The sequence below is a fragment of the Arthrobacter sp. 01N444 genome, from assembly GCF_056399305.1.
In genome coordinates this window covers 1-20,832 of sequence record NZ_JBFTRB010000026.1, presented here as the reverse complement: position 1 = coordinate 20,832, position 20,832 = coordinate 1, and the positions used below count along the sequence as shown (strand labels likewise).

Sequence of the window (20,832 nt, the reverse complement as noted above, 5' to 3'; positions counted from 1 at the left end):
CAGGATCCCGCGAAGAGGACCGTGCAGATGCGCGGCTAGGGGAGCCTTCCGGAGCCGGGCTGTCCAGGGAGTCACCTTGACCCGCATCCTCATTGCAGAAGACGAAGAACGCATCTCCCGCTTCATCGAAAAGGGCCTGCGCGCGGCCGGCTACGTGCCCACGGTGGTCGCCGACGGCGTCACGGCCGTGGACTACGCCTCCAGCGGCGAATTCGATCTCCTGCTCCTGGACATCGGACTCCCCCGCCTGGACGGGTACGCCGTCCTCGCGGCGCTGCGCCGCGGCCAGGTGGGCATCCCGGTCATCTTCCTCACGGCCCGCGGATCATCCAGCGACACCGTCGCAGCGCTGGAGGGCGGCGCCGACGACTACATCGTCAAGCCTTTCCACTTCGAGGAACTCGTGGCACGCATCAAGGCCCGGATCCGCAAGTCGGACACCGGCGATGTGCTGGCGGGAAGCGTCATGCGCTACGGGCACTTGGAGCTGAACCTGCTCACCCACTCGGTCAGCGTCGACGGCAGGATGGTGGAACTCTCTGCCCGCGAATTCGCGTTGGTGGAAATGTTCCTGCTCCACCCCGGGCAGGTCCTGAGCCGGCAGCAACTGCTCAGCCATGTCTGGGGCTACGACTTCGACGGCACGTCCAACGTGGTGGATGTGTACGTGCGCCAGTTGCGGATGAAACTCGGCGCGGACCGGATCCTCACCACCCGCGGCGCCGGGTACCGCCTCAGCTAGGCATAGCAAGCTGATCCGCGCAGGAAGGGAACAGAGTGGCCACCTTGGATGAACATCCCGGTGAAGACGGCCAGGCCGCGCCGGCGGTTGCCTTCCCTGAGGCGGAAACCCAGGACCCGTCCGGCTGGGGCGCAAAGATCCACTCGGTGCGTTTCCGGGTGGTGGCCGCCATGCTGGGCATGATGCTCGCCGGGGTGGTCACAGCCGGGATGGTCACGTTCGTGGTCCAGTTCCAGGACTCTGATGCCAGGACCGACCAGGCGGTTCTCGACAAGGCGAATGCCGTGGTCAAGGTCGTCCAGACAAAGAAGAAAACGTCCGGTGACTACGCCAACAGGACGTACGTCAGTGCCCTTCACGAGGCCGCGGAGGATATCGAGCCGCGCAGCAACGAGGTCATGGCAGGGATAGTGGATGGGCATGTGGCATGGACCGTTGAAGGCAACGGGGACAGCAACCTCCTGAACAACAGCATGTTGGCCGATGCTGCCCAGCTCAGCAACCCGGCCGGCGCGTCCTTCGGCGAGCTGAACTCGGACGGCCGTCCACTCAGGACAGTGGTGGTGCCCATGAAGGGCGCCCCCGGGACATTCTTCCTGGTCGGCCGGGACGCGGGCGACCAGCGCGAGCACAACGCCAGCTCGGTCCGGACGTATTCGCTGGTGGCCCTCGGCATGCTCCTGGCTGCAGCGGTGATCGGCAGCGTGGTTGCGGGCCGGCTGCTCGATCCGCTCCGCCGTATGCGCGAGACGTCCCGGGCGGTCGGCCCGGAGGACCTCACGCAAAGGGTGACGGTGCGCAAAGGTGAGGACGACGTCACCCTGCTCGCCAAGACCTTCAACACCATGCTGGAAAGACTCGATGAGGGCGCCCAGCAACAGCAGCAGTTCCTGGACGACGCCGGCCATGAACTGCGGACCCCGCTGACCATTCTCCGCGGGCACCTCGAGCTCGTGACGGTCGATGATCCGGACGATGTCATCGCCACCAGGGACGTGCTGCTGGACGAGGTGGACCGGATGCAGCGCCTGGTGGACGACCTCCTGCTGCTCGCCAACTCCGGCGAGATCGGCTTCATCCAGCGTGAACCCGTCCGGGTCCCGGAACTCCTGGATCAGGTCATGGAGAAAGTGCACGTCCTGGCCGACCGGCACTGGCAGATCGATGAAAGAGCCGACTACGTGGTGGAGGCGGACCCGCAGCGCCTCACCCAGGCACTGGTCCAGCTCGCCGCGAACGCCGTCAAGTACACCGGACCGTCCTCCACCATCGCGCTCGGCTCCCGGATTGAGCGCCCGACGGCGAACGACGGCACCTCGCTGCCCCCGCAGGACACCCTCGTGCTCTGGGTGCGCGATGACGGGATCGGCATCGCCGCCGAGGACCAGCAACGGATCTTCGAACGGTTCGGCCGGGCGCACACGGGCCGCGGCGTGGAGGGCTCGGGACTGGGCCTTGCCATTGTCGCGGCCATCGCCCAGGCACACGGGGGCGTGGCCACGGTGGAATCCGAATACGGCCACGGGGCCACCTTCCTGATCCGGATCCCCCTGCAGACCTCCGGCGTCCGCGTCTGACCTGCCCCGCCGTCTGACCTGCCCCCGCCCTCTGGCCCGCACCTCCCCTCTGAACCGCACCCGCTGGTGCCCGTGCCTAAGCGCGGCGCCGCAAAAGCGGGCCCTTGGATGAGGAATCCTTCATCTTCCCCTCATCCCACCCTCACTCTCGGGGCGCACGCTGATGCTTAACATCAGACAGCACCTGCCCGGACACAGTCGCGACCGCGGCCTTGTCCGGGGGCACCGGGGGCGGGGGAGGATTGTTGTGGAGCCACTGCGGATAGTGCTGTACTCACATGATTCAGTGGGCCTGGGACATGTGCGTCGGAATCTGGCACTGGCCCACGCACTGAACAATCAGCTTCCCGGGCTGATCGGCCGCCCCGTCACCGGAATCCTCATCACGGGCACAGCCCTCGCACCGGCGTTCCGGTTGCCCGAGGGGTGGGACTGGGTGCTCCTTCCCGGTGTGGCGAAGGGTTCCGCGGGCTACCTGCCGCGGAACCTGACCCTGCCCATGGGGGAGCTCGTGCCATTGCGGGCCAGGCTGCTGCAGGCAACGCTGGCCGGCTTCTCCCCCCACCTCGTGGTGGTCGACCGGCACGCCACGGGCGTTCATGGCGAACTCGAAACAGCCTTGCGCCATGCCCGCACCGCCGGGCCCGTGCGCGTGGTGCTGGGCCTCCGCGAGGTCCTCGACTCGCCCGCAGCGGCCCTCGCCGAATGGGCCAGGGTGGGCGGTCCCCGCGTGGTGAAGGACCTGTTCGACGCCATCTGGGTCTACGGCGATCCCGCCGTCCACGATCCCGTGGCCGCCGGCGAAATACCGTTCGCCCTCCGAAAGCTCATCCGGTACACGGGCTACCTGGCCGTGGGGCGCCCTCCGGCCTCCGGCACCAGCTGCATGCCCGGGCGGTACTGCATGACGACGGTCGGCGGCGGCTCGGACGGCTATGCCCTGGCCCGCGTCGCCGTCGCCACCCCGGTCCCGGACGGGCTGGGACACCTCGTGGTCGCCGGGCCCCAGATGCCCGCCGAGCAGCTCAATGACCTCCGGCAGCGGGCCCGCCCCGGCGTCAAAGTGGTCGCCGCAGTCGATGACATCGTGTTCCACATCCGGCACGCCGGCGCCGTCGTGGCCATGGGCGGCTACAACACGGTGTGCGAAATCATGAGCACCCCTGTCCCGGCCCTGATCGTGCCCCGCACGCAGTCGCGCGCCGAGCAGCGGATCCGGGCCGAGTCCCTCGCCGCGGCCGGGTACCTGGAGCAACACGAGATTGGCACGCTGACGCCGGAGATCCTGGCAGCCTGGCTGGCCGCCCGGATCGGCACCACCGTGGACCGCCGTCGTGCGGTGCTGGACGGCCTGATCCGGGTTCCGCAGCTGGCCGCCGAGCTGCTGCGGCCGCTGGCCACTACCGAGCTGGCCCAAGCGGATCGGGACGGCGCCGATCAGGTCACCGCCGAACGGGCCAGTGCCGAACAATTCAGCGCGGACGAAAGCGAGGCCGCAGCGAGCGTGAAAGGTGCCAGCCGTGTCGCCGTTTGAACCCGGGACGGCGTACGTCCTGAAGATGTACCCGCGGTTCTCCGAAACGTTCATCGTTTCGGAGATCCTGGCCCGCGAGGCCGCCGGGGACCGGATCGAAATCTTCTCGCTCCGTCCCACCGACGACCCCCGGTTCCACCCCGAGCTCGCCCGGGTCCAGGCACCGGTGACGTACATTGACCGCCCCATCAAGACTGTGGCCCTGTGGGAGAGCCTCCGGATGGCCGACGCGGCCGGGCTCACAGCCGCCGTCGGCCGGAATTTGGGCGAACTCGCCGCCGCCTCGGCAGACGACGCCGTGCAGGCCATCAACCTGGCCACCGCGCTGCAGAACCGCAACATCCGGCACATGCACGTCCACTTCGCCTCGGGATCAACCACCGTGGCCCGGCTGACGTCCCTCATCACCGGCATCCCGTTCTCGTTCACCGCGCACGCGGTGGATATCTTCCATGAATCGGTCCAGGACGAGGACCTGCGGCTCAAGCTCGAGCAGGCCCACCACGCCGTGACCATCAGCCAGTACAACATGCGCTACCTGCGCCGCCGCTTCCCGTCCTCGACCGCCCGGCTCCATCTGGTGCGCAACGGCCTGGAGCTGGAGCGCTTCCCGTACCGGGAGCCCCGGCCGCTCGAAGCCACCCTCCGCATCGCCGCCGTCGGGCGCCTGGTGGAGAAAAAGGGCTTCCAGTATCTGTTGCCCGCGGCCGCCGAACTGCTGGACCAAGGGGTCAAACTGGACCTCCGGATCGCCGGGACCGGGCTCCTGGCCGAGGAACTGGAGGCCGGCATCGGCCAGCTCCGACTCGGCGCCCATGTCCGCCTGCTCGGCCCGCAGACCCAGGACCAGGTCCACGAGCTGCTCCACTCCTCCGATGTCTTCGTGGCGCCCTGCGTGGTCGGCGCCGACGGCAACGCGGACGGCATGCCTACGGTCCTGCTCGAGGCCATGGCCACGGGCGTCCCCTGCGTCAGCACGTCCGTCACCGGGATCCCCGAAGTAGTCCGGAACGGCTCCACCGGGGTCCTGGTCCGGCCGGGCAACCCGCACGCCCTGGCCCGCGGCATCTGCCAGCTCGGCTCCCCTGCCACGGACAGGCTCGCCATGTCCCGCAACGCCCGCGCCCTGATCGAGGAGGACTACGACGTCCAGCGCCAGGCCGAGCTCCTGAGGTCCCTCTCCCGTTCTGAAAGGAGAGTCGCATGACCCGCGTGGCCTATCTCTGCGCCGACCCCGGCGTTCCTGTCTTCGGCACCAAGGGCTCCTCCGTCCATGTCCAGGAAATCGTCCGGGCGTGGCGCGGCACCGGCGCCGCCGTCACCGTCTACTGCACCCTGCTCGGCACCGAGCGGCCCAGCGATCTTGCCGATCTCGACGTCGTCGAGGTCAAACCGGAATCGGTCCCCGCCTCCGCGCGGGAACGGGCGGTCCAGGACGCCGCGCTGGGCCTGGCGGACGAGGTCCTGCGCAACGGCTGCGGGCTGTTCTACGAGCGCTATTCGCTGTTCAGCCCGGCGCTGTCCGTGGTGGCCCGCATCCTGGACGTGCCGTCCGTGCTGGAGGTCAATGCGCCGCTGATCGAGGAGCAGCAGCGGTACCGCCAGCTGCTCGACGTGAAGAAGGCTGAGACGGTGTTCCGCCGCAACGCCGCGACGGCCGACGTCGTGGCCTGCGTCTCGGATCCCGTGGTCCGCTGGGTGCGGGCGCGGGTGCCGACCGCCAGGACCGTGCTGGCGCCTAACGGAGTGAACGTCGAACGGATCACGGCCCGCCGCCCCGGCCGCCGGAATCCGGACCACCTCACCGTCGGGTTCGTCGGAACCTTGAAGCCCTGGCACGGTGTCCCCGGCCTGCTGCACGGTGTCGCCCTGGCCAACCAGCAGACCGCCGACCCGGGCCTGCGCTGGCAGCTCCATGTGGTGGGTGACGGCCCCGGCCGGCAGGACCTCGAACGCCTCGCCGAATCCCTCGGCGTGCCGACGGTTTTCTCGGGCCCCGTCGCGCCGGCTGCGGTGCCCGGCCTCCTGGCAGAATTCGACGCCGCCGCCGCACCCTATCCCCCGGACGGACCTGGCCAGGACGATTACTTCTCGCCGCTGAAGGTTTTTGAGTACATGGCAGCCGGGTTGCCTGTGATCGCGAGCGCCGTGGGCCAGATCCCGTCCATCATCCAGGACGGCCGCACCGGGATCCTCGTCCCGCCCGGGGACCCCGCCGCGCTCGCGGACGCCCTCCTCCGGCTCGGCCAAGACCCGAATTTGCGGGAAAGGCTGGGGCTCGAGGCCCGCAACGACGCCGTGCAGCGGTTCAGCTGGAGCGGGGTGCTGTCCCGGATCACCGAGGCGCTGCCGCCTGCACGCAGACTGGCCAGGCAATGACCACCACTGCCAGGCATTCGCACCCCCGCAGCTGGCGGACCTTGTGGCGACGGACCCGCACCAGCCCACCGGCTGAACTCTCACCGCTGCGGCGGACCTTGCGGTGCGTCCGCCCGCATTTGCGCGGGCACAGGCTGCTCATCACTTGGGGATTCATTGCTATGGCCGTGGAAATCCTCTTCCGGCTTCTTGAGCCGTGGCCGGTGAAAATCGTCCTGGACTCCGTCTCACACTCACTCGGCGCCAATCTGCGCAGGTCCCCGCTCAGCGTGGAGGCGAGCGCGGAGGTGTTGCTCCTCTGCGCCGGCGCGGTGGTTGTCATCTGCCTGATCCGGGCCGTGGCCGGCTACGTGTCCGCGATTTCGTTTGCCCTGGTGGGTACCCGGATTTCCTCCGAATTGCGCGCCCGAACCTTCCGCCACCTCCAGGGCCTGTCGATGCGCCACCACAGCCGCGCCTCCACCGGCGACACTGTCCAGCGGCTCGTCGGAGACGTGTCCCGGCTGCAGGATGTGGCCGTCACTGCGGGGCTCCCCCTCATCGGCAATTTCGTGTCGCTGATAGCAATGATGTTCATTATGCTTTGGCTCGATCCTTTGATCGCACTGGTGACGTTCCTGTCCATCGGGATATTCGTTTTGGTGTCCCGCAAGAACTCGGGATCGATTACTACCGCGGCCCGCAAGTCACGCAAGGGTGAAAGCGCCCTGGCCACCACTGCCGCCCAGACGTTGGGCGCAATGCGCGAAGTCCAGGCGTATGGACTCGAAGACACCCTCAGCTCGGGCTTCAGTAAGAGCAACCAGTCGGCACTTGGCTCCGGCGTGGTCACGCTGCGGCTGGCCGCCAGCCTGCAACGGAAGACCGACGTCCTGACGGGAATCGCGACGGCGGTGGTCCTGGCTGCCGGCGGATGGAGGGTGATGCAGCACGTGATGACCCCGGGTGATCTGGTCGTCTTCCTCACTTACCTGAAAACCGGGCTGAGGCCACTCAAGGATGTGGCCAGGTACACGAGCCGCATCGCCCGCGCGACGGCCTCCGGGGAACGGGTTGCGGACCTGCTTGAGGCCCAGAGTGACGTGCCCGAGTCACCGCACGCCGTCGCCCTCAGGAACCCGCACCCGGACATTGTGTTCGATGACGTCTGGGCCGGCCACTTCGAGGAAACCGCGGTACTCAAGGGAATCACCCTGACCATACCGGCAGGTCAGCACTGCGCCGTGCTGGGGCCCTCCGGGGCCGGAAAGTCCACACTGGCAAGCATGATCCTTCGCATGGTGGACCCGTGGAAGGGGAATGTCAGCCTCGGCGGCGAGGACCTGCGGGACCTCAAGATCGCTTCCGTCCGCGCCCACGTCTCCATCCTGCTCCAGGACTCCGTGCTGTTCGGAACCTCCGTCCGGGAGAACATCAGGTTCGGCCGCCTCGATGCCACCGATGAGGAGATCGAAGCCGTGGCGGCCCTCGCCCAGGCCGACGGTTTCATCCGCGCGCTGCCCCAGGGCTACGAAACCGTCCTTGGCGAGGCGGCCAACAATCTTTCCGGGGGCCAGCGTCAACGGCTGGCCGTCGCCCGTGCCATGCTCCGCAAGGCCCCGATCGTGATCCTGGACGAGGCGACCGCCGGGCTCGATCCGGCATCCCGGGATTCGGTCCTCAGCGCCCTGGACACACTCACCGAGGGCCGGACCTCCATCACGATCACCCACGACGTCAACTCGGCCCAATCGTGCGACCGGGTGATCTGGCTCGAAGACGGCCAAATCCTGGAAGACGGGCCGCCGCAGTCATTGCTGGCCGATCCGGATTCCCGCTTTGCCGGCTGGGTCCACAGGCAGCAGACCCCCGAGCCGGGTGAACTGTTCAAGGTGCCGACATGAGCACCCCGCAGGGACAAAGACTGCAGGAACAGTGGCTGCAGGCGCAGCGGCGCGACGCTGACCGTGCCCTGGCGGCCCGTGACCCCCGGATCCCGGCCCTGAACTGGGTGCTCGACGACGAGCTGCTCTCCGAGCTACTGGGCGAAAGTATCCGGATCATCAGGACCCGCTACAAACCGCACACCTCCGCCCTCGTCGCCTTCCGCCGGACCGGCAACGCCGCCGGCAGCTACGGCTGGGCATTGACCACAACACCGGAGCACGTCGGGAAACTGCAGCAGCGGGCAGACAGCTCGCAAAAGCGCGACGGCGGCATCCGGCTTGTCCAGCCCGACCGTCCGCACGGTGACGTCGTCGTGGCTGTCGGCCCCATCGAAGAGGACTGGCCGCTGCGCCCCAACCTGCGGTGGCTCCGGGACCACGGACTCGGACGGCTCGGAGCGCTCCCCGCGGCAGGGCACTTCCTGGACCCCCCTGTCAGCGTGCTGAGATACAACCCGGAGCGCAGGCTCGTTGTCAGGATCCCATCGGCGACACTGCCCGTCGTCGTCAAGACCGCCGTCCAAGCAGACGAAGCTGCCGAAGGCCTCCGCCTGCGGCAGCGGCTTCAGAGCCACGGCATCCCGGTCCTGCCCGAACTCGCCGACCCGGAATGCGCCGCGCACGGCATCAGCGCCTCCCCGGACTGGGGCCACGGAGACCTGGGCGGCGTCGACAACGATCCGGCCGCCTACCGGGCCGGCCAAGCCCTGGCGGCGATCCATGGAATGGACGCGGGAACCGGGGCGGACCCGATGGCGGACATGGAGGACCTTGTACGCCAGCTCATGGCCACGCGGTCCATGATCACTTGCCTGCTCCCCGGGCTCGAGGCTCCGGTGGACGCGCTCACCGGCCGGCTCCTGGCAGCTGTCGGCGCCGCCGGCCCCCGAAGGCAACAGCCGGTGATGGTCCATGGTGACTTTTCGGCGGACCAGGTACTGGTGGACGGCCCGGCCGTCCGCATCATCGATTTCGACCGAGTCAGGACCTCCGACCCGGCCAGGGACCTTGGGTCCTTTGCCGCGGTGGAGGACATCGCAGACCCCGCCGGCGTCGGGCCCGTCGCCGGCGGCCGCAAGACGGCCCAGCTGATCGACGGTTACCGCGAGGCCGGCGGGCACGTATCGCAGGCCAGGGTGGAGACCTGGGCGGCCTTCCGGTTGTTCCTGAACAGCGTCGACCCGTTCAGGAACCGGGCCAGCGACTGGCCGGCCGACACGAGCTGGCATATCCGCCGGGCCCTGGAGTTGATCGCATGAGCTGGCACCCGCCGCTTTGGAAATACACCGACGACGCCGGCACGGCGTGGCGCGTTCACAACGCGTGGCCCGATAAAGAACCCGGAGAATACCTGCTTGAGGTCGTGACTGCGGACCGGCCCGGCGTTCGGGGAGCACATCTGAGCCATGGCCACTTTGAGATCCTGCCGGAGGACGATCCCGAACTGCCGGCCCTTCGGACCGAAAGACAGCGCGGGGAAATCATTTCCCACTGGCCCTACACGCGGGCGATCATCCGGGCGGAGGGATGCTACATCAAGGTCTTCCGGCCCGGCAGGGCCGCGGTCCCGGCCGAACGGTACGCCCAGATGGACCTCCTGCTGGACGCCGGCGCCTTTACGGCGCCCGAGGTGCTTCAGAGCTCCCCGGACACCCTCGTTTTGAGCGCCCTCTCCGGACCGACGCTCGGCGAAATCGGCGAGGACTACGTCACGATCGGCGACAAGGAGTTTGCCGGCGCATGGGAAGAATGGTCCAGCGCCTGGCTCGCCCAGCTGAGCGCGGCGTCTGACGTCAGCAGACAAACCGTTCTGGGCGCCCTGCCGGTCCATTCACCGGAGGTGGAAGCGAGGGGCGTGGCCCGTTGGTTGAAACTATGGCTGCGCCACACAGAGAATGTTCCGGAATTGTCCACCCAACGCGGCACCTTGATCGCCATGGCAGATTACGTCACGGCGAACCTGCTCGGCTCGGTACCGGACGCGCTGGTATGGGCCCACGGAGACCTGCATGACCGGCAGATCATCGCTGGCGACGGCCGGTCCCCGTTCGGGCTGCTGGACTTCGACGATACTGCCCGGGCCGAGGCCGCCCGCGACCTCGCCTACCTGGATTTCCATCTGGAGCGGCGCATGTGGCGCAGTAACCTGACGCCGGCGCGATACCTTAAGGCCCACACAAAGGTGCTGGCCGTGGCCGAGCAATTGCAGGTCAGCCCGGATCGGTTCGATGCCTACTCGGACGCACGCTGGCTGCGACTGGCCTGTTCTTCGCTTCCTTCGGGCTCATCGCTGGCGACCCGCGTTCTCGAGGACCGGGTTAGGCATCGTCAGTCCTTCGGATCCACCGTCCTGGCCAGCAGCCGGCCCCTCGGATCCCGGAGCTGATCCCCATGGGCTGGCACCCGCCCGTCCCGGCCGCCATCCTGGATGCTGACAACACCGAATGGCAGGTCATCCGCTCCTGGCCCGACGACTCCGCGGAGGACTATGTCCTGGAGTTGGGGGTTCCCGGCCGGGCAGGGGTCCGGGCAGCCCACCTCCGGGCGGGCCAGCTGGAGCTCCTGCGGGACGGCCGCGACCGGCGTCTGCCCGCCCTGAAGCGCGCGTCGCCGCTGGGGGTGGTGGTGGTGCACCGGGCCTATAAGCGTGCCGTGGTCAGAGCCGGGGAGCACCACCTCAAGCTCTTCCGGGCCCGCCAGTCCGACGAAGCGGTGGGCAGGCACGAACGGATGAACGAGCTCCTCGGCGCAGGGGACTTCCTCACACCGGAAATTGTTTCCTCCACCCCTGGCTGCCTCACCCTCATGACGCTGCCCGGCCGTTCCCTGTTCGAGCTGGGAATCGACCCCGCGGTCAGCGATGTGGTCTTTGAAAATGCCTGGCAAAAATGGTCCCGGGCCTGGGTCCGGCAGCATTCCCTGGCCTTGGCGCCCGCGCACCGCCCCACTCTCGAGGCGCTCCCTGTCCGGACGGCCGCCGTCGAACTGGCGAGACTGCAACACACGGTGCACCTGTGGCTGGTGCACGCCGGGGACATTCCGGCGGCGCAAGCGGAGCGCGCGGCCGTCCGCGGGGCCGCGGGGCAGGCCGCCCAAAAGCTGCTCCGGACCGATCCGGATCCGCTGGTTTGGTCGCACGGGGACCTTCACGACAAGCAGATCTTCACCCTGGATCCCGGCGCTCCCCTGGGCCTGCTGGACTTCGATGAAGCCTGCCGCGCCGAGGCCGCCGCCGACCTCGGCAACATCGCCGTGCACCTTCAGCTGCGCCTGCACCAACACCGCCTGACCGCCGAAAGGTACCAAACCGCCCGCCGCCACGTCATCGCAACGGCCGAGGAACTGCATGTCACCCCGGCGCGCTTCGACGCCTACGCCGCCGCGACCCGCCTGCGGCTCGGCTGCCTGTATTCCTTCCGGCCGCAGTGGGCCGACCTGGCGGAGGACTTCCTCGTTCCGGATGGTGAACAGGCCCTGGCGGCGGGAGTTCCGGCCGCTAAAGTGGAGCCCACGTACTGACTGCACACCAGATCGAAACCACCCCACACCGAACCACCCCACACCGAACCACCGAACCACCGCGCATTGCGCCGAACCGGGAGGACCGCTGGCATGGCTTACATCAAGGTTGGAACCGAAAACAGCACAGACGTTGAGCTCTACTACGAGGACCACGGATCCGGCCAGGCCGTGGTCCTTATCCATGGCTACCCGCTGGACGGCTCGTCGTGGGAAAAGCAGACCGCGGCGCTGCTCGGCGCGGGCTACCGTGTGATCACCTACGACCGGCGCGGCTTCGGACAGTCCAGCAAACCCACCGAGGGCTACGACTACGACACGTTCGCGGCGGACCTCAACACCCTCCTGACCACCCTCGACCTGAACGACGCCGTGCTGGTGGGCTTCTCCATGGGCACCGGCGAAGTGGGCCGCTACCTCGGAACCTACGGGTCCGCCCGGGTCTCGAAAGCGGTGTTCCTGGCCTCGCTGGAGCCGTACGTGCTGCAGGCCGAGGACAACCCCGACGGTGTCCCGCAGTCGGTGTTCGACGGGCTGATGGAGGCCGTGACGGCGGACCGGTACGCCTTCTTCACGGAATTCTTCAAGAACTTCTACAACAGCGACACTTTCCTGGGCACTCCCCGGCTCAGCCAGGAGGTCCTGAACGCGGGCTGGAACCTCGCCACCGGGGGTGGGCCCACGGCGTCGTCGGCGGCGCAGCCAACCTGGCTCACGGACTTCCGAGCCGACATCCCCAAGATCGATGTCCCGGCCCTCATTGTGCACGGCACGGCGGACAACATCCTGCCGATCGACGTCGCCGGCCGCCAGTTCGCCAAGGCGCTGCCGAGTGCCGAGTACGTGGAGATCGACGGCGCCCCGCACGGCATGCTGTGGACCCACGCCGCGGAGATCAACGAGGTTCTGCTGCGGTTCCTGGCGAGCTGACCGGGGCCGCCGCGGAGCCGCCCCTGGTTGACACAGCTCAGACGGGTACGGTTCAATCTTTTGCATATGCTGAAATAACAGTTCCACGATACGAATATTTTGTCCGTATAGCCCTACACCGTGGATGCCAGCATTGACACAAAGGATCTGGCACATGCTGTTGGACGACTTTAATGCCGCCGGACGCGCGGAGGCCGCCGCCGCCCTGCGCCCCTGCCTGGACATCGAGCGATGGATTGAGGAGATCGTCGGCTTGAGGCCCTTCGACAGTACGGAAATCCTCCTCCAAACCGCCGGCCGTGCGGCGGAACCGTTCACCGAGGCGGAGGTGGAAGCCGCGCTGGCCCACCATCCCCGCATCGGCGAACGGGCCGCAGGAAACGGCGTTGAGGCCCGGCTCTCCCAATCGGAGCAGGCGAGCCTGGGCGCTCCGGATCCGGCCGTCGCCGCAGCCATCGCCGCAGGGAACCGGAGCTATGAAGAGAAATTCGGCCAGGTCTTCCTGATCCGCGCGGCCGGCCGCAGCCGCGAGGAGATCCTGGCGGCCCTCAACGCCCGGCTCTCCCACACTCCCGAAGAAGAACAAGTGGTCATCGGCCAGCAGCTGCGCGAAATCGCGGTACTCCGACTCGAAGGACTGATAGGCGCATGAGCACTTCCCACGTCACTACCCACGTTCTGGACACGGGTTCCGGCAAGCCCGCCGCAGGCGTCGCAGTCACCTTGGACATGCTCGACGGCGAACGCTGGGTCAGGATCGCGGCCGGCGCCACGGACGATGACGGCCGCGTCAAGTCGCTCGGCCCCGACAGCCTGGGCTCCGGCACCTACCGCCTGGGCTTCGACACCGGAGCCTATTACGCGGCCGCCGGGACCGAGACCTTCTTTCCCGAAGTCACACTGACCTTTGCGGTGTCCGAAGCGCAGGCCCACTACCACGTCCCGCTTCTGCTGAGCCCCTTCGCCTACTCCACCTACCGGGGCAGCTAAGCCCGGAGCAGCCAAGACCGGCTGCCAGCACCACGTCACACCCCTACCGGCCCCGGCACCGCTCCGGGAACAGGCCTCCCTGCCTGGTGGCCGGCGCAGCCATGTTCCGGCGCAGCCATGTTCCGGCGCAGCCATGTTCCGGCGCAGCCCGCCCGGCCCCCAGGGCCAGTCACAAACGACATTTTCGCGGCGAACCGGCCCAGCCGGCCCATGACCCTTGACAGTGGCCCACGTCACTCCTAATCTGAATTTTGGGATCCCAAATCGGGATCCCAAAACAAGAAAGCTTGCCGGGCCCCGCCCTCCCAGATTCTGCACCTGATCCGAACCTGATGTCAGCGCTGACATCAGCCCTATCAACCGCTGCGATCGACACAGGGCCCGCGCACAGGACGCCCCACGCTCCGGCATCCTGACCCTCAAACAAATCCCCCATCACCTGCCGGCATGTTTACTCTCTATCAAGGAGAAGTTGTGTCTCTTCCAAATACCGAAACAGCAGTACAGCCCGATGACCTCACAAGCTCCAAGGACGGCGTGCAACGGCGCACGAATGTCCGATGGAAAATGTTCCTACTCCTGCTGGTCCTCGTGTCCGTGAACTACATCGACCGGGGATCCATCTCTGTTGCCCTGCCCATCATCCAGAAGGAATTCAACATGGCCCCGGAGCTCGTGGGCCTCCTGCTCTCAGCCTTCTTCTGGACCTACGCCCTCATGCAGATCCCGGTCGGCTGGCTGATCGACAAGTTCGGCCCCCGCAAGGTGATGACCGCGTCCTGCGTCGGCTGGGGCGCCGCAACGGCGGCCTCCGGCCTGGCCGGAGGCTTTGTCAGCATGTTCATCGCCCGCCTGGGCATCGGCGTCACCGAGGCCGGGGTCATGCCGGCCGGCGGAAAACTGAATGCCATCTGGATGCACAAATCGGAACGCGGCCGCGGCGCCACCATCCTTGACGCCGGAGCCCCTTTGGGCGCCGGGCTCGGCGGCATCCTCATCGCAGGCCTGATCGCCTCGACGGGCAGCTGGCGGAGCTCCTTCATCATCGCCGGCGCCGCCACCGTCCTCATGGGCCTCGCCGTCTGGTGGTACGTCCGGGACAACCCCCGCCAGCACCGCGGAGTCAACGACGCCGAGGCCGAGTACATCGAGGCCTCCCACGCCGCCGAGGACGCCGAAGCCGAGCTCGACGGCAGCAAGGGCAAGCGCGCCCTGCTCCCCTACCTGAAGTTCCGTTCCTTCTGGGCCATGTGCTTCGGCTGGCTGGGCTTCAACGGCGTCTTCTACGGCCTGCTCACCTGGGGCCCGCTCTACCTGGCCCAGGCCAAGGGCTTTGACCTGAAGACCATCGGCTGGTCCACGTTCGTGATCTTCGGCGCCGGTTTCGTCGGCGAAATCCTCGGCGGCACCATCGCCGACAAATGGCGGGCATCTGGCGCCTCGGCCAACCGCGTCATGCGCACCCTCCTGGGCACCTCAAGCGTCGTAGTGATCGGCGGCCTTGTCGGTGTCACCGTCGTTGCCGACCCGACGACGGCGGTAGTCCTGCTCTCCGTCGTCATGTTCTTCCTTCGCTGGGTGGGCCTCTTCTGGAGCATCCCCTCGATCCTGGGTGGCCGGACCAACGCCGGCGTCCTGGGCGGCGCGATGAACTTCAGCGGCAACATCTCCGGCTTCGTCACGCCGATCGCGGTCGGCCTGATCGTCGGTGCCACCGGCTCATACACCTGGGCGCTGCTGTACTTCGTGGGATCCGCGATCATCATGGGCGCATCCGTGCTGACCCTGAACTACAACAAGCGGCTCCCTGTCTAAGCTAGGCCACGAAACACCAGTTCCCGAAGCCGGGAACGCAGTGCCATAAAGAACCCGAAATGGAGCACCATGCTTACCGCAGAAGAAACCCAGGACAAGGAACGCCCCCTCCGGGAGGCTGTCCGGGACACCCTCCGCAACAGGATCTTTGAAGGGCACTACGTTCCCGGCACCAGGCTGGTGGAGCGCGACCTCGCCGCCGAATTCAACGTCTCCCGCCTCCCGGTCCGCGAGGCGCTGCGAATGCTGCGCCAGGAAGGCCTGGTCAGCGACCGCGGCGCTCGCGGGGCCGAAGTCAGCTCGCTCAGCCCCAAAGACGTGGAGGATCTCTTCGACGTCCGCCAGTCGCTCGAAGTGCTGGCCTGCAGGCTGGCCGCGGCCCGCGCCACACCGGAGGACCTCAGTGCGCTGGAAGCCTTGTTGGACGTGGCCGAGCTCTCTCTAGCCAAGGGCGCCATTATGGACGCCCACCGGGCCAACAGCGAATTCCACGATGCCATCACCCGGATCGCCAACAACGGCTTCCTCAAATCGGCGCTCGAACCCCTCCAGGGCCGGATGCACTGGCTGTTCCGGCATGTGAGCGACCTCCCCGAACTCATCGAAGAACATCGGGCGCTCTACACCGCGATCGCCAGCGGTGACCCTGACCGGGCGGCTGCCCAGTCGGCGTCGCACATCGACAAATACCGGGAACAGTTTCCGGAGAATTTCCGCCGGACGGAACCCGACCTTCATCGGAAGAAGTAATGAAACTCCTTGTCATCAACCCCAACATCAGCAACGATGTCACTTCGCTGATCGAATCCGAAGCCCGGCGTTCAGCCTCGCCCGGAACCGAACTGGTAGTCCGGACCGCCGGCCACGGCGTCGAATATATCGAAACCCGCTTTGAATCGCTGATCGCCGCCGGTGCCGTCGCCGAAATCATCGCAGAGTACACTCGCGACGGCGCCAGCGTCGACGGCGTGGTGGTCGCCGCATTCGGCGACCCAGGGATGCCGGCGCTGAAGGAACTCGCCGACGTCCCCGTCATCGGAATTACCGAGGCGGCACTTTGCGCCGCCGCCCTGCAGGGGCACCGGTTCTCGATCATCGCCATCTCGGACCGCATCCGGCCCTGGTATCTGGACTGCGTTGAACGGTTCGGGCTCGCCGGCCGGCTGGCCTCGATCCGCTCCATCAACGAGAGCCTCAACGGCATCGGTTCCGTGCAGCAGGACTTCAAGGAGACCCTGCTGGCGCTCAGCCGCCAGGCCGTCGCCGAGGACGGGGCCGACGTCGTGATCCTCGCCGGCGCGCCGCTCGCCGGACTTGCCCGCGAGCTTGCAGGCCAGATCCCCGTACCCGTGGTGGACGGCATTTCCGCTGGCATCCAGATGGCCCAGTCCGTAGTCAACCTCCAGTCCGGTCCGCACCGGGCCGGCGCCTTCGCGCCGCCACCGGTCAAGGCCCGCAAGGGGCTTTCGAAAAACCTCGATGCCGCCCTCACGACGGCGCAGCACGCCACCCGGCTGCCCGCACCGTCCCACTAATTTTCTTTCTCGAAGGAGGACAACGATGTCCCACACCCCAGACCTTGTCATTGCCAACGGCACCGTGGTCAACAGTTTCGGCCGCCAGAATGTGCACGTCGTGGTGCACGGCAGGACGATCGTCCAGCTCGTGGACGCTTCTGAGCCGGTCCCCGCTGCCGCCAGGAGCATCGACGCCGCCGGCCAGCTGGTGATTCCGGGTGGCGTGGACGGCCACTGCCATGTCGCCCAGGTAACCGGACGGTTCCGCACCCTGGACGACTACCGGACAACATCCACCGCTGCCCTCTGGGGCGGCACCACCACCATTATCGACTTCGGCATCCCCCGCGACGCCCGCGAGACCCCGCTGGCCGCGGTGTTGCACAAGAAGGAACTGGCACGCGAGTCCCGCTGCGACGTCGCCCTGCACGGCTCGGTGGTCCAGTGGGACGAGACTGTGCCGTGGCAGCTCGAACAGCTCGCCGCCGAAGGTGTCCGTTCGGTCAAGATGTACACCACGAACCGGGGCACCACCATGGCCGACGGGGACACCATCCTGAAGGTCATGCGCGAGATGGTCCGGCTCGACGGCCTTACCTACATCCACGCCGAACACGATCCCATCATTGCCGACTGCACCCAGCAGCATGCGGACGACGGCCGCATCGGCATCGAACACCTGCACCGGACCCGGCCCGAACTCGCGGAGGAGATCTCGGTCAAGGAGACCCTGGCGATGGCCGAGTACACCAACGCTCCCGTCTACTTTGTGCACCAGTCCACGCCGGGGGCCGTAGACCTCGTCGCCGGGGCCCGCAGCCACGGAATGGACGCCTTCTCGGAAACGTGCCCGCACTACCTCACCCTGGACGACACCGTCTACGGCACGTCCTTCCCCGAGTGGTACGCCTGCTGCCCGCCGATGCGCAGCCCCGAGACCGTCGCCGCGCTGCGGGACCGGCTTGCCGCCGGAGCCATCCACACGGTGGCCTCGGACCACTCCTGCTACGACCTCGCGCAAAAACGCGAGCGGTCCGATGACATCCGCGCCATGCCGCACGGCCTGCCGGGAGTGGAAACCCGCATGCCTGTCACCTTTACCGCCATGATGGACGCCACCGGCGGGGCAGCCCGGGTGGAGGATTTCGTGGAAGTGTTCGCCGCCGGTCCGGCCCGGATCAACGCCCTGCCGGGCAAGGGAACGATCGCAGCAGGGTACGACGCCGACCTCGTCGTCTTCGATCCCGCACAGGAACGCACCGTTGACGGCGCTGCCCTGCACATGGGAACGGATTTCTCGCCGTTCGACGGCAGGACGCTCACCGGCTGGCCCGCCGTCGTGGTGTCCGCCGGACGCGTCGTGCTGGACGCCGGCGGCTTCCATGACCCCGGCCCCGTGGGCCAGTTTGTGGCCCGAAACGGTTTCCGCGAGCACCAGGCGGCCGCGGCCACCGCCCCCGTCAGCGCCACCCCCGCCCCCGCCGCTGTCTACCCCGCTGCCCGCTAGGAGCACCCATGCCTTCCGCAACCCGCCCCACCCGTATCGGCATGATCGTGCCGTCCTCCAACACCTGCCTCGAGCCGCAAAGCTACCGGATCCTCGGCGACCGCGACGACGTGACAATCCACTTCGCCAGGATCCAGGTCACGCGGATCGCCCTCGACGATTCCTCCGACCGGCAATTTGATGCCCCGGCAATGCGGGCTGCCGCCGAGATCCTGGCGACCGCCGACGTCGACGTCATCGCGTGGAACGGCACTTCAGGATCGTGGCTCGGCGCCGATCACGACCGCGAACTCGTCAAGGGAATACAGGACGCCACCGGCATTCCCGCCACCACCTCCACACTGGCGTACATGGAGGCCTTCCGGTCCTTCGGCACCGAGCGGATCGGGCTGTTCACCCCGTACACGGAGGACGTCAACGAACGGATCGTGGCGTCCTACGAACGGGACGGGATCAAAACACTTGACCACCGTTTCCTCGGCCTGAGCGACAACGAATCATTCGCCCGGGTCTCCGACGCCGAGATGCGGCCCGGATCCCTGGAACTCGCGGCACAGAACCCGGACGCGCTCGTGTACCTCTGCACCAATCTCTACGGTGCCAACGTCGCGGAGGAAATCGAGGCGGCCATGGGCGTTCCCGTGCTCGATTCGGTGGCCGTGACCCTGTGGCACTGCCTCAAAATGGCCGGCGCCCCGCTGCTCTCCCCGCGGTGGGGCAGGCTGCTCACCTCAGCCTGACCGCCAAGGCAACGCGGGGTCAGGTACGGCCGATGCCGGGCTGCTTTATGGGCCGTATCTGACCCCGCGTTGCTTTGTGTACCGACCTTTCAACCGATTGTGACTGCCGGGCCGCGGTGATGCGCCGCTGATGTTGACGCGTCCCAGCCTCTCTCGATAATCTCGAAATGCAAGAAAGTTTTTCCACATAATGAAAAATATTGATCACCATTCAACGATGAAGAGTGAGGTGGACGTGGCTGCAGGAGAAGATACCTCCCATATCCTCAGCGGGTTGACAAACCAGCTGCCTGATCGTGATCCGGAAGAGACCGCCGAATGGCTGGAGTCCCTGGATACCCTGATTCAGGAACAAGGCACCGAACGTGCCCAGTACATTATGCGAAGCCTGCTCCAGCGGGCCGGCGCGCAGAGCGTGGGTGTTCCGATGGTCACCACCACGGACTACGTCAACACCATCCCGGTCGACCAGGAAGCGGCATTCCCTGGCGATGAAGAGATCGAACGCAAATACCGTGCCTGGCTGCGCTGGAATGCCGCCGTGATGGTGCACCGGGCGCAGCGGGCGGACATCGGCGTCGGAGGCCACATCTCCACCTACGCCGGCGCCGCGACCCTGTACGAGGTCGGCTTCAACCACTTCTTCCGCGGCAAGGACCACCCCGGCGGCGGCGACCAGGTTTTCTTCCAGGGCCACGCCTCCCCCGGCATGTACGCCCGCGCCTTCATGGAAGGCCGGCTCTCCGAGGAGGACCTGGACGGGTTCCGCCAGGAGAAGTCCAAGGAAGGGCACGCCCTGTCCTCCTATCCGCACCCGCGCCTGATGCCGGAGTTCTGGGAATTCCCCACCGTCTCGATGGGCATCGGCCCGATGAACGCCATCTACCAGGCCCAGTCCAACCGGTACCTGCACAACCGCGGCATCAAGGACACCTCGGACCAGCAGGTCTGGGCGTTCCTGGGCGACGGCGAAATGGACGAGCCCGAGTCCCGCGGCCTGCTGCAGCTGGCGGCCAACGACAAGCTCGACAACCTCAACTTCGTCATCAACTGCAACCTCCAGCGCCTCGACGGTCCCGTCCGCGGCAACGGCAAGATCATGCAGGAACTCGAAGCGTTCTTCCGCGGTGCCGGCTGGAACGTCATCAAGGTCGTCTGGGGCCGGGAGTGGGATGACCTGCTGGCCAAGGACGARGACGGCTCGCTCGTGAAGATCATGAACGAGACCGTCGACGGCGACTACCAGACGTACAAGGCCGAATCCGGCGCGTTCGTCCGCGAGCACTTCTTCGGCAAGACCCCGCAGACCAAGGAAATGGTCCAGGACCTGACCGACGACCAGATCTGGAACCTCAAGCGCGGCGGCCACGACTACAACAAGGTCTACGCCGCCTACAAGGCCGCCACCGAGTTCAAGGGCAAGCCCACGGTCATCCTGGCGCACACGGTCAAGGGCTACGGCCTGGGCACCCACTTCGAGGGCCGCAACGCGACCCACCAGATGAAGAAGCTCACCCTCGCGGACCTCAAGGCCTTCCGCGACCACCTGCGCATCCCGATCACGGACGACCAGCTCGAAGCGGACCTCTACCGGCCGCCGTACTACCACCCCGGCATGGACTCCCCGGAGATCCAGTACCTGATGGACCGCCGCAAG

Annotated in this window: 17 protein-coding genes and 1 pseudogene; all 18 read left to right on the top strand. The window is 67.2% G+C overall.

The features are described from left to right. Positions 1 to 76: 76 nt before the first annotated feature. The gene (locus tag AC1DKN_RS20450) at positions 77 to 742 is read left to right on the top strand and encodes a response regulator transcription factor (protein ID WP_223913445.1); all 666 of its coding nucleotides are present in this window, start codon (positions 77 to 79) and stop codon (positions 740 to 742) included. Between the two features lie 44 nt (positions 743 to 786). Beyond that, positions 787 to 2,319 (top strand): sensor histidine kinase, encoded by a 1,533-nt coding sequence (locus tag AC1DKN_RS20445; protein WP_476872337.1) that lies wholly within the window; start codon positions 787 to 789, stop codon positions 2,317 to 2,319. 301 nt (positions 2,320 to 2,620) lie between these two features. Beyond that, positions 2,621 to 3,853 carry a glycosyltransferase family protein gene (locus AC1DKN_RS20440; protein WP_476872336.1) on the top strand — a complete coding sequence of 411 codons (1,233 nt, stop codon included), beginning with the start codon at positions 2,621 to 2,623 and terminating at the stop codon, positions 3,851 to 3,853. Continuing rightward, positions 3,840 to 5,060: a glycosyltransferase gene (locus AC1DKN_RS20435; RefSeq protein ID WP_476860488.1), complete on the top strand. Its 1,221-nt coding sequence runs from the start codon at positions 3,840 to 3,842 to the stop codon at positions 5,058 to 5,060. The genes AC1DKN_RS20440 and AC1DKN_RS20435 overlap by 14 nt, the downstream gene beginning before the upstream one ends. Continuing rightward, positions 5,057 to 6,232 carry a glycosyltransferase gene (locus AC1DKN_RS20430; protein WP_476849753.1) on the top strand — a complete coding sequence of 392 codons (1,176 nt, stop codon included), beginning with the start codon at positions 5,057 to 5,059 and terminating at the stop codon, positions 6,230 to 6,232. Before AC1DKN_RS20435 ends, AC1DKN_RS20430 begins: the two co-directional genes overlap by 4 nt. Before the next feature lie 161 nt (positions 6,233 to 6,393). Then, the gene (locus tag AC1DKN_RS20425) at positions 6,394 to 8,115 is read left to right on the top strand and encodes an ABC transporter ATP-binding protein (protein ID WP_476872335.1); all 1,722 of its coding nucleotides are present in this window, start codon (positions 6,394 to 6,396) and stop codon (positions 8,113 to 8,115) included. Continuing rightward, on the top strand, positions 8,112 to 9,416 hold the full coding sequence (locus tag AC1DKN_RS20420) for a phosphotransferase family protein (RefSeq protein ID WP_476872334.1): 1,305 nt from the start codon (positions 8,112 to 8,114) through the stop codon (positions 9,414 to 9,416). Before AC1DKN_RS20425 ends, AC1DKN_RS20420 begins: the two co-directional genes overlap by 4 nt. Then, entirely contained in the window at positions 9,413 to 10,543 is a 1,131-nt protein-coding gene (locus tag AC1DKN_RS20415; RefSeq protein WP_476872333.1) for a phosphotransferase, read from the top strand. Before AC1DKN_RS20420 ends, AC1DKN_RS20415 begins: the two co-directional genes overlap by 4 nt. A 5-nt stretch (positions 10,544 to 10,548) precedes the next feature. Then, positions 10,549 to 11,676 carry a phosphotransferase gene (locus tag AC1DKN_RS20410; RefSeq protein WP_476849757.1) on the top strand — a complete coding sequence of 376 codons (1,128 nt, stop codon included), beginning with the start codon at positions 10,549 to 10,551 and terminating at the stop codon, positions 11,674 to 11,676. Positions 11,677 to 11,769: 93 nt separating this feature from the next. Next, positions 11,770 to 12,606: an alpha/beta fold hydrolase gene (locus AC1DKN_RS20405; RefSeq protein WP_476849758.1), complete on the top strand. Its 837-nt coding sequence runs from the start codon at positions 11,770 to 11,772 to the stop codon at positions 12,604 to 12,606. A 154-nt stretch (positions 12,607 to 12,760) separates the two neighbouring features. After that, positions 12,761 to 13,258 carry a 2-oxo-4-hydroxy-4-carboxy-5-ureidoimidazoline decarboxylase gene (uraD, locus tag AC1DKN_RS20400; RefSeq protein ID WP_476872332.1) on the top strand — a complete coding sequence of 166 codons (498 nt, stop codon included), beginning with the start codon at positions 12,761 to 12,763 and terminating at the stop codon, positions 13,256 to 13,258. After that, positions 13,255 to 13,596, top strand: coding sequence for a hydroxyisourate hydrolase (gene uraH / locus AC1DKN_RS20395; RefSeq protein ID WP_230010411.1), 342 nt, complete (start codon positions 13,255 to 13,257; stop codon positions 13,594 to 13,596). The genes uraD and uraH overlap by 4 nt, the downstream gene beginning before the upstream one ends. Positions 13,597 to 14,070: 474 nt before the next feature. Then, on the top strand, positions 14,071 to 15,411 hold the full coding sequence (locus tag AC1DKN_RS20390) for an MFS transporter (protein WP_476858189.1): 1,341 nt from the start codon (positions 14,071 to 14,073) through the stop codon (positions 15,409 to 15,411). A 69-nt stretch (positions 15,412 to 15,480) separates the two neighbouring features. Continuing rightward, positions 15,481 to 16,161, top strand: coding sequence for a GntR family transcriptional regulator (locus AC1DKN_RS20385; protein WP_476858188.1), 681 nt, complete (start codon positions 15,481 to 15,483; stop codon positions 16,159 to 16,161). Further along, positions 16,161 to 16,946 (top strand): aspartate/glutamate racemase family protein, encoded by a 786-nt coding sequence (locus tag AC1DKN_RS20380; protein ID WP_230009168.1) that lies wholly within the window; start codon positions 16,161 to 16,163, stop codon positions 16,944 to 16,946. Before AC1DKN_RS20385 ends, AC1DKN_RS20380 begins: the two co-directional genes overlap by 1 nt. Before the next feature lie 25 nt (positions 16,947 to 16,971). After that, entirely contained in the window at positions 16,972 to 18,435 is a 1,464-nt protein-coding gene (locus tag AC1DKN_RS20375) for an amidohydrolase family protein (protein WP_476872331.1), read from the top strand. 8 nt (positions 18,436 to 18,443) lie between these two features. Then, positions 18,444 to 19,175: a maleate cis-trans isomerase family protein gene (locus tag AC1DKN_RS20370; RefSeq protein ID WP_476872330.1), complete on the top strand. Its 732-nt coding sequence runs from the start codon at positions 18,444 to 18,446 to the stop codon at positions 19,173 to 19,175. Between the two features lie 217 nt (positions 19,176 to 19,392). Further along, positions 19,393 to 20,832 (top strand): annotated as a pseudogene (locus tag AC1DKN_RS20365) (pyruvate dehydrogenase (acetyl-transferring), homodimeric type); the annotation flags it as partial.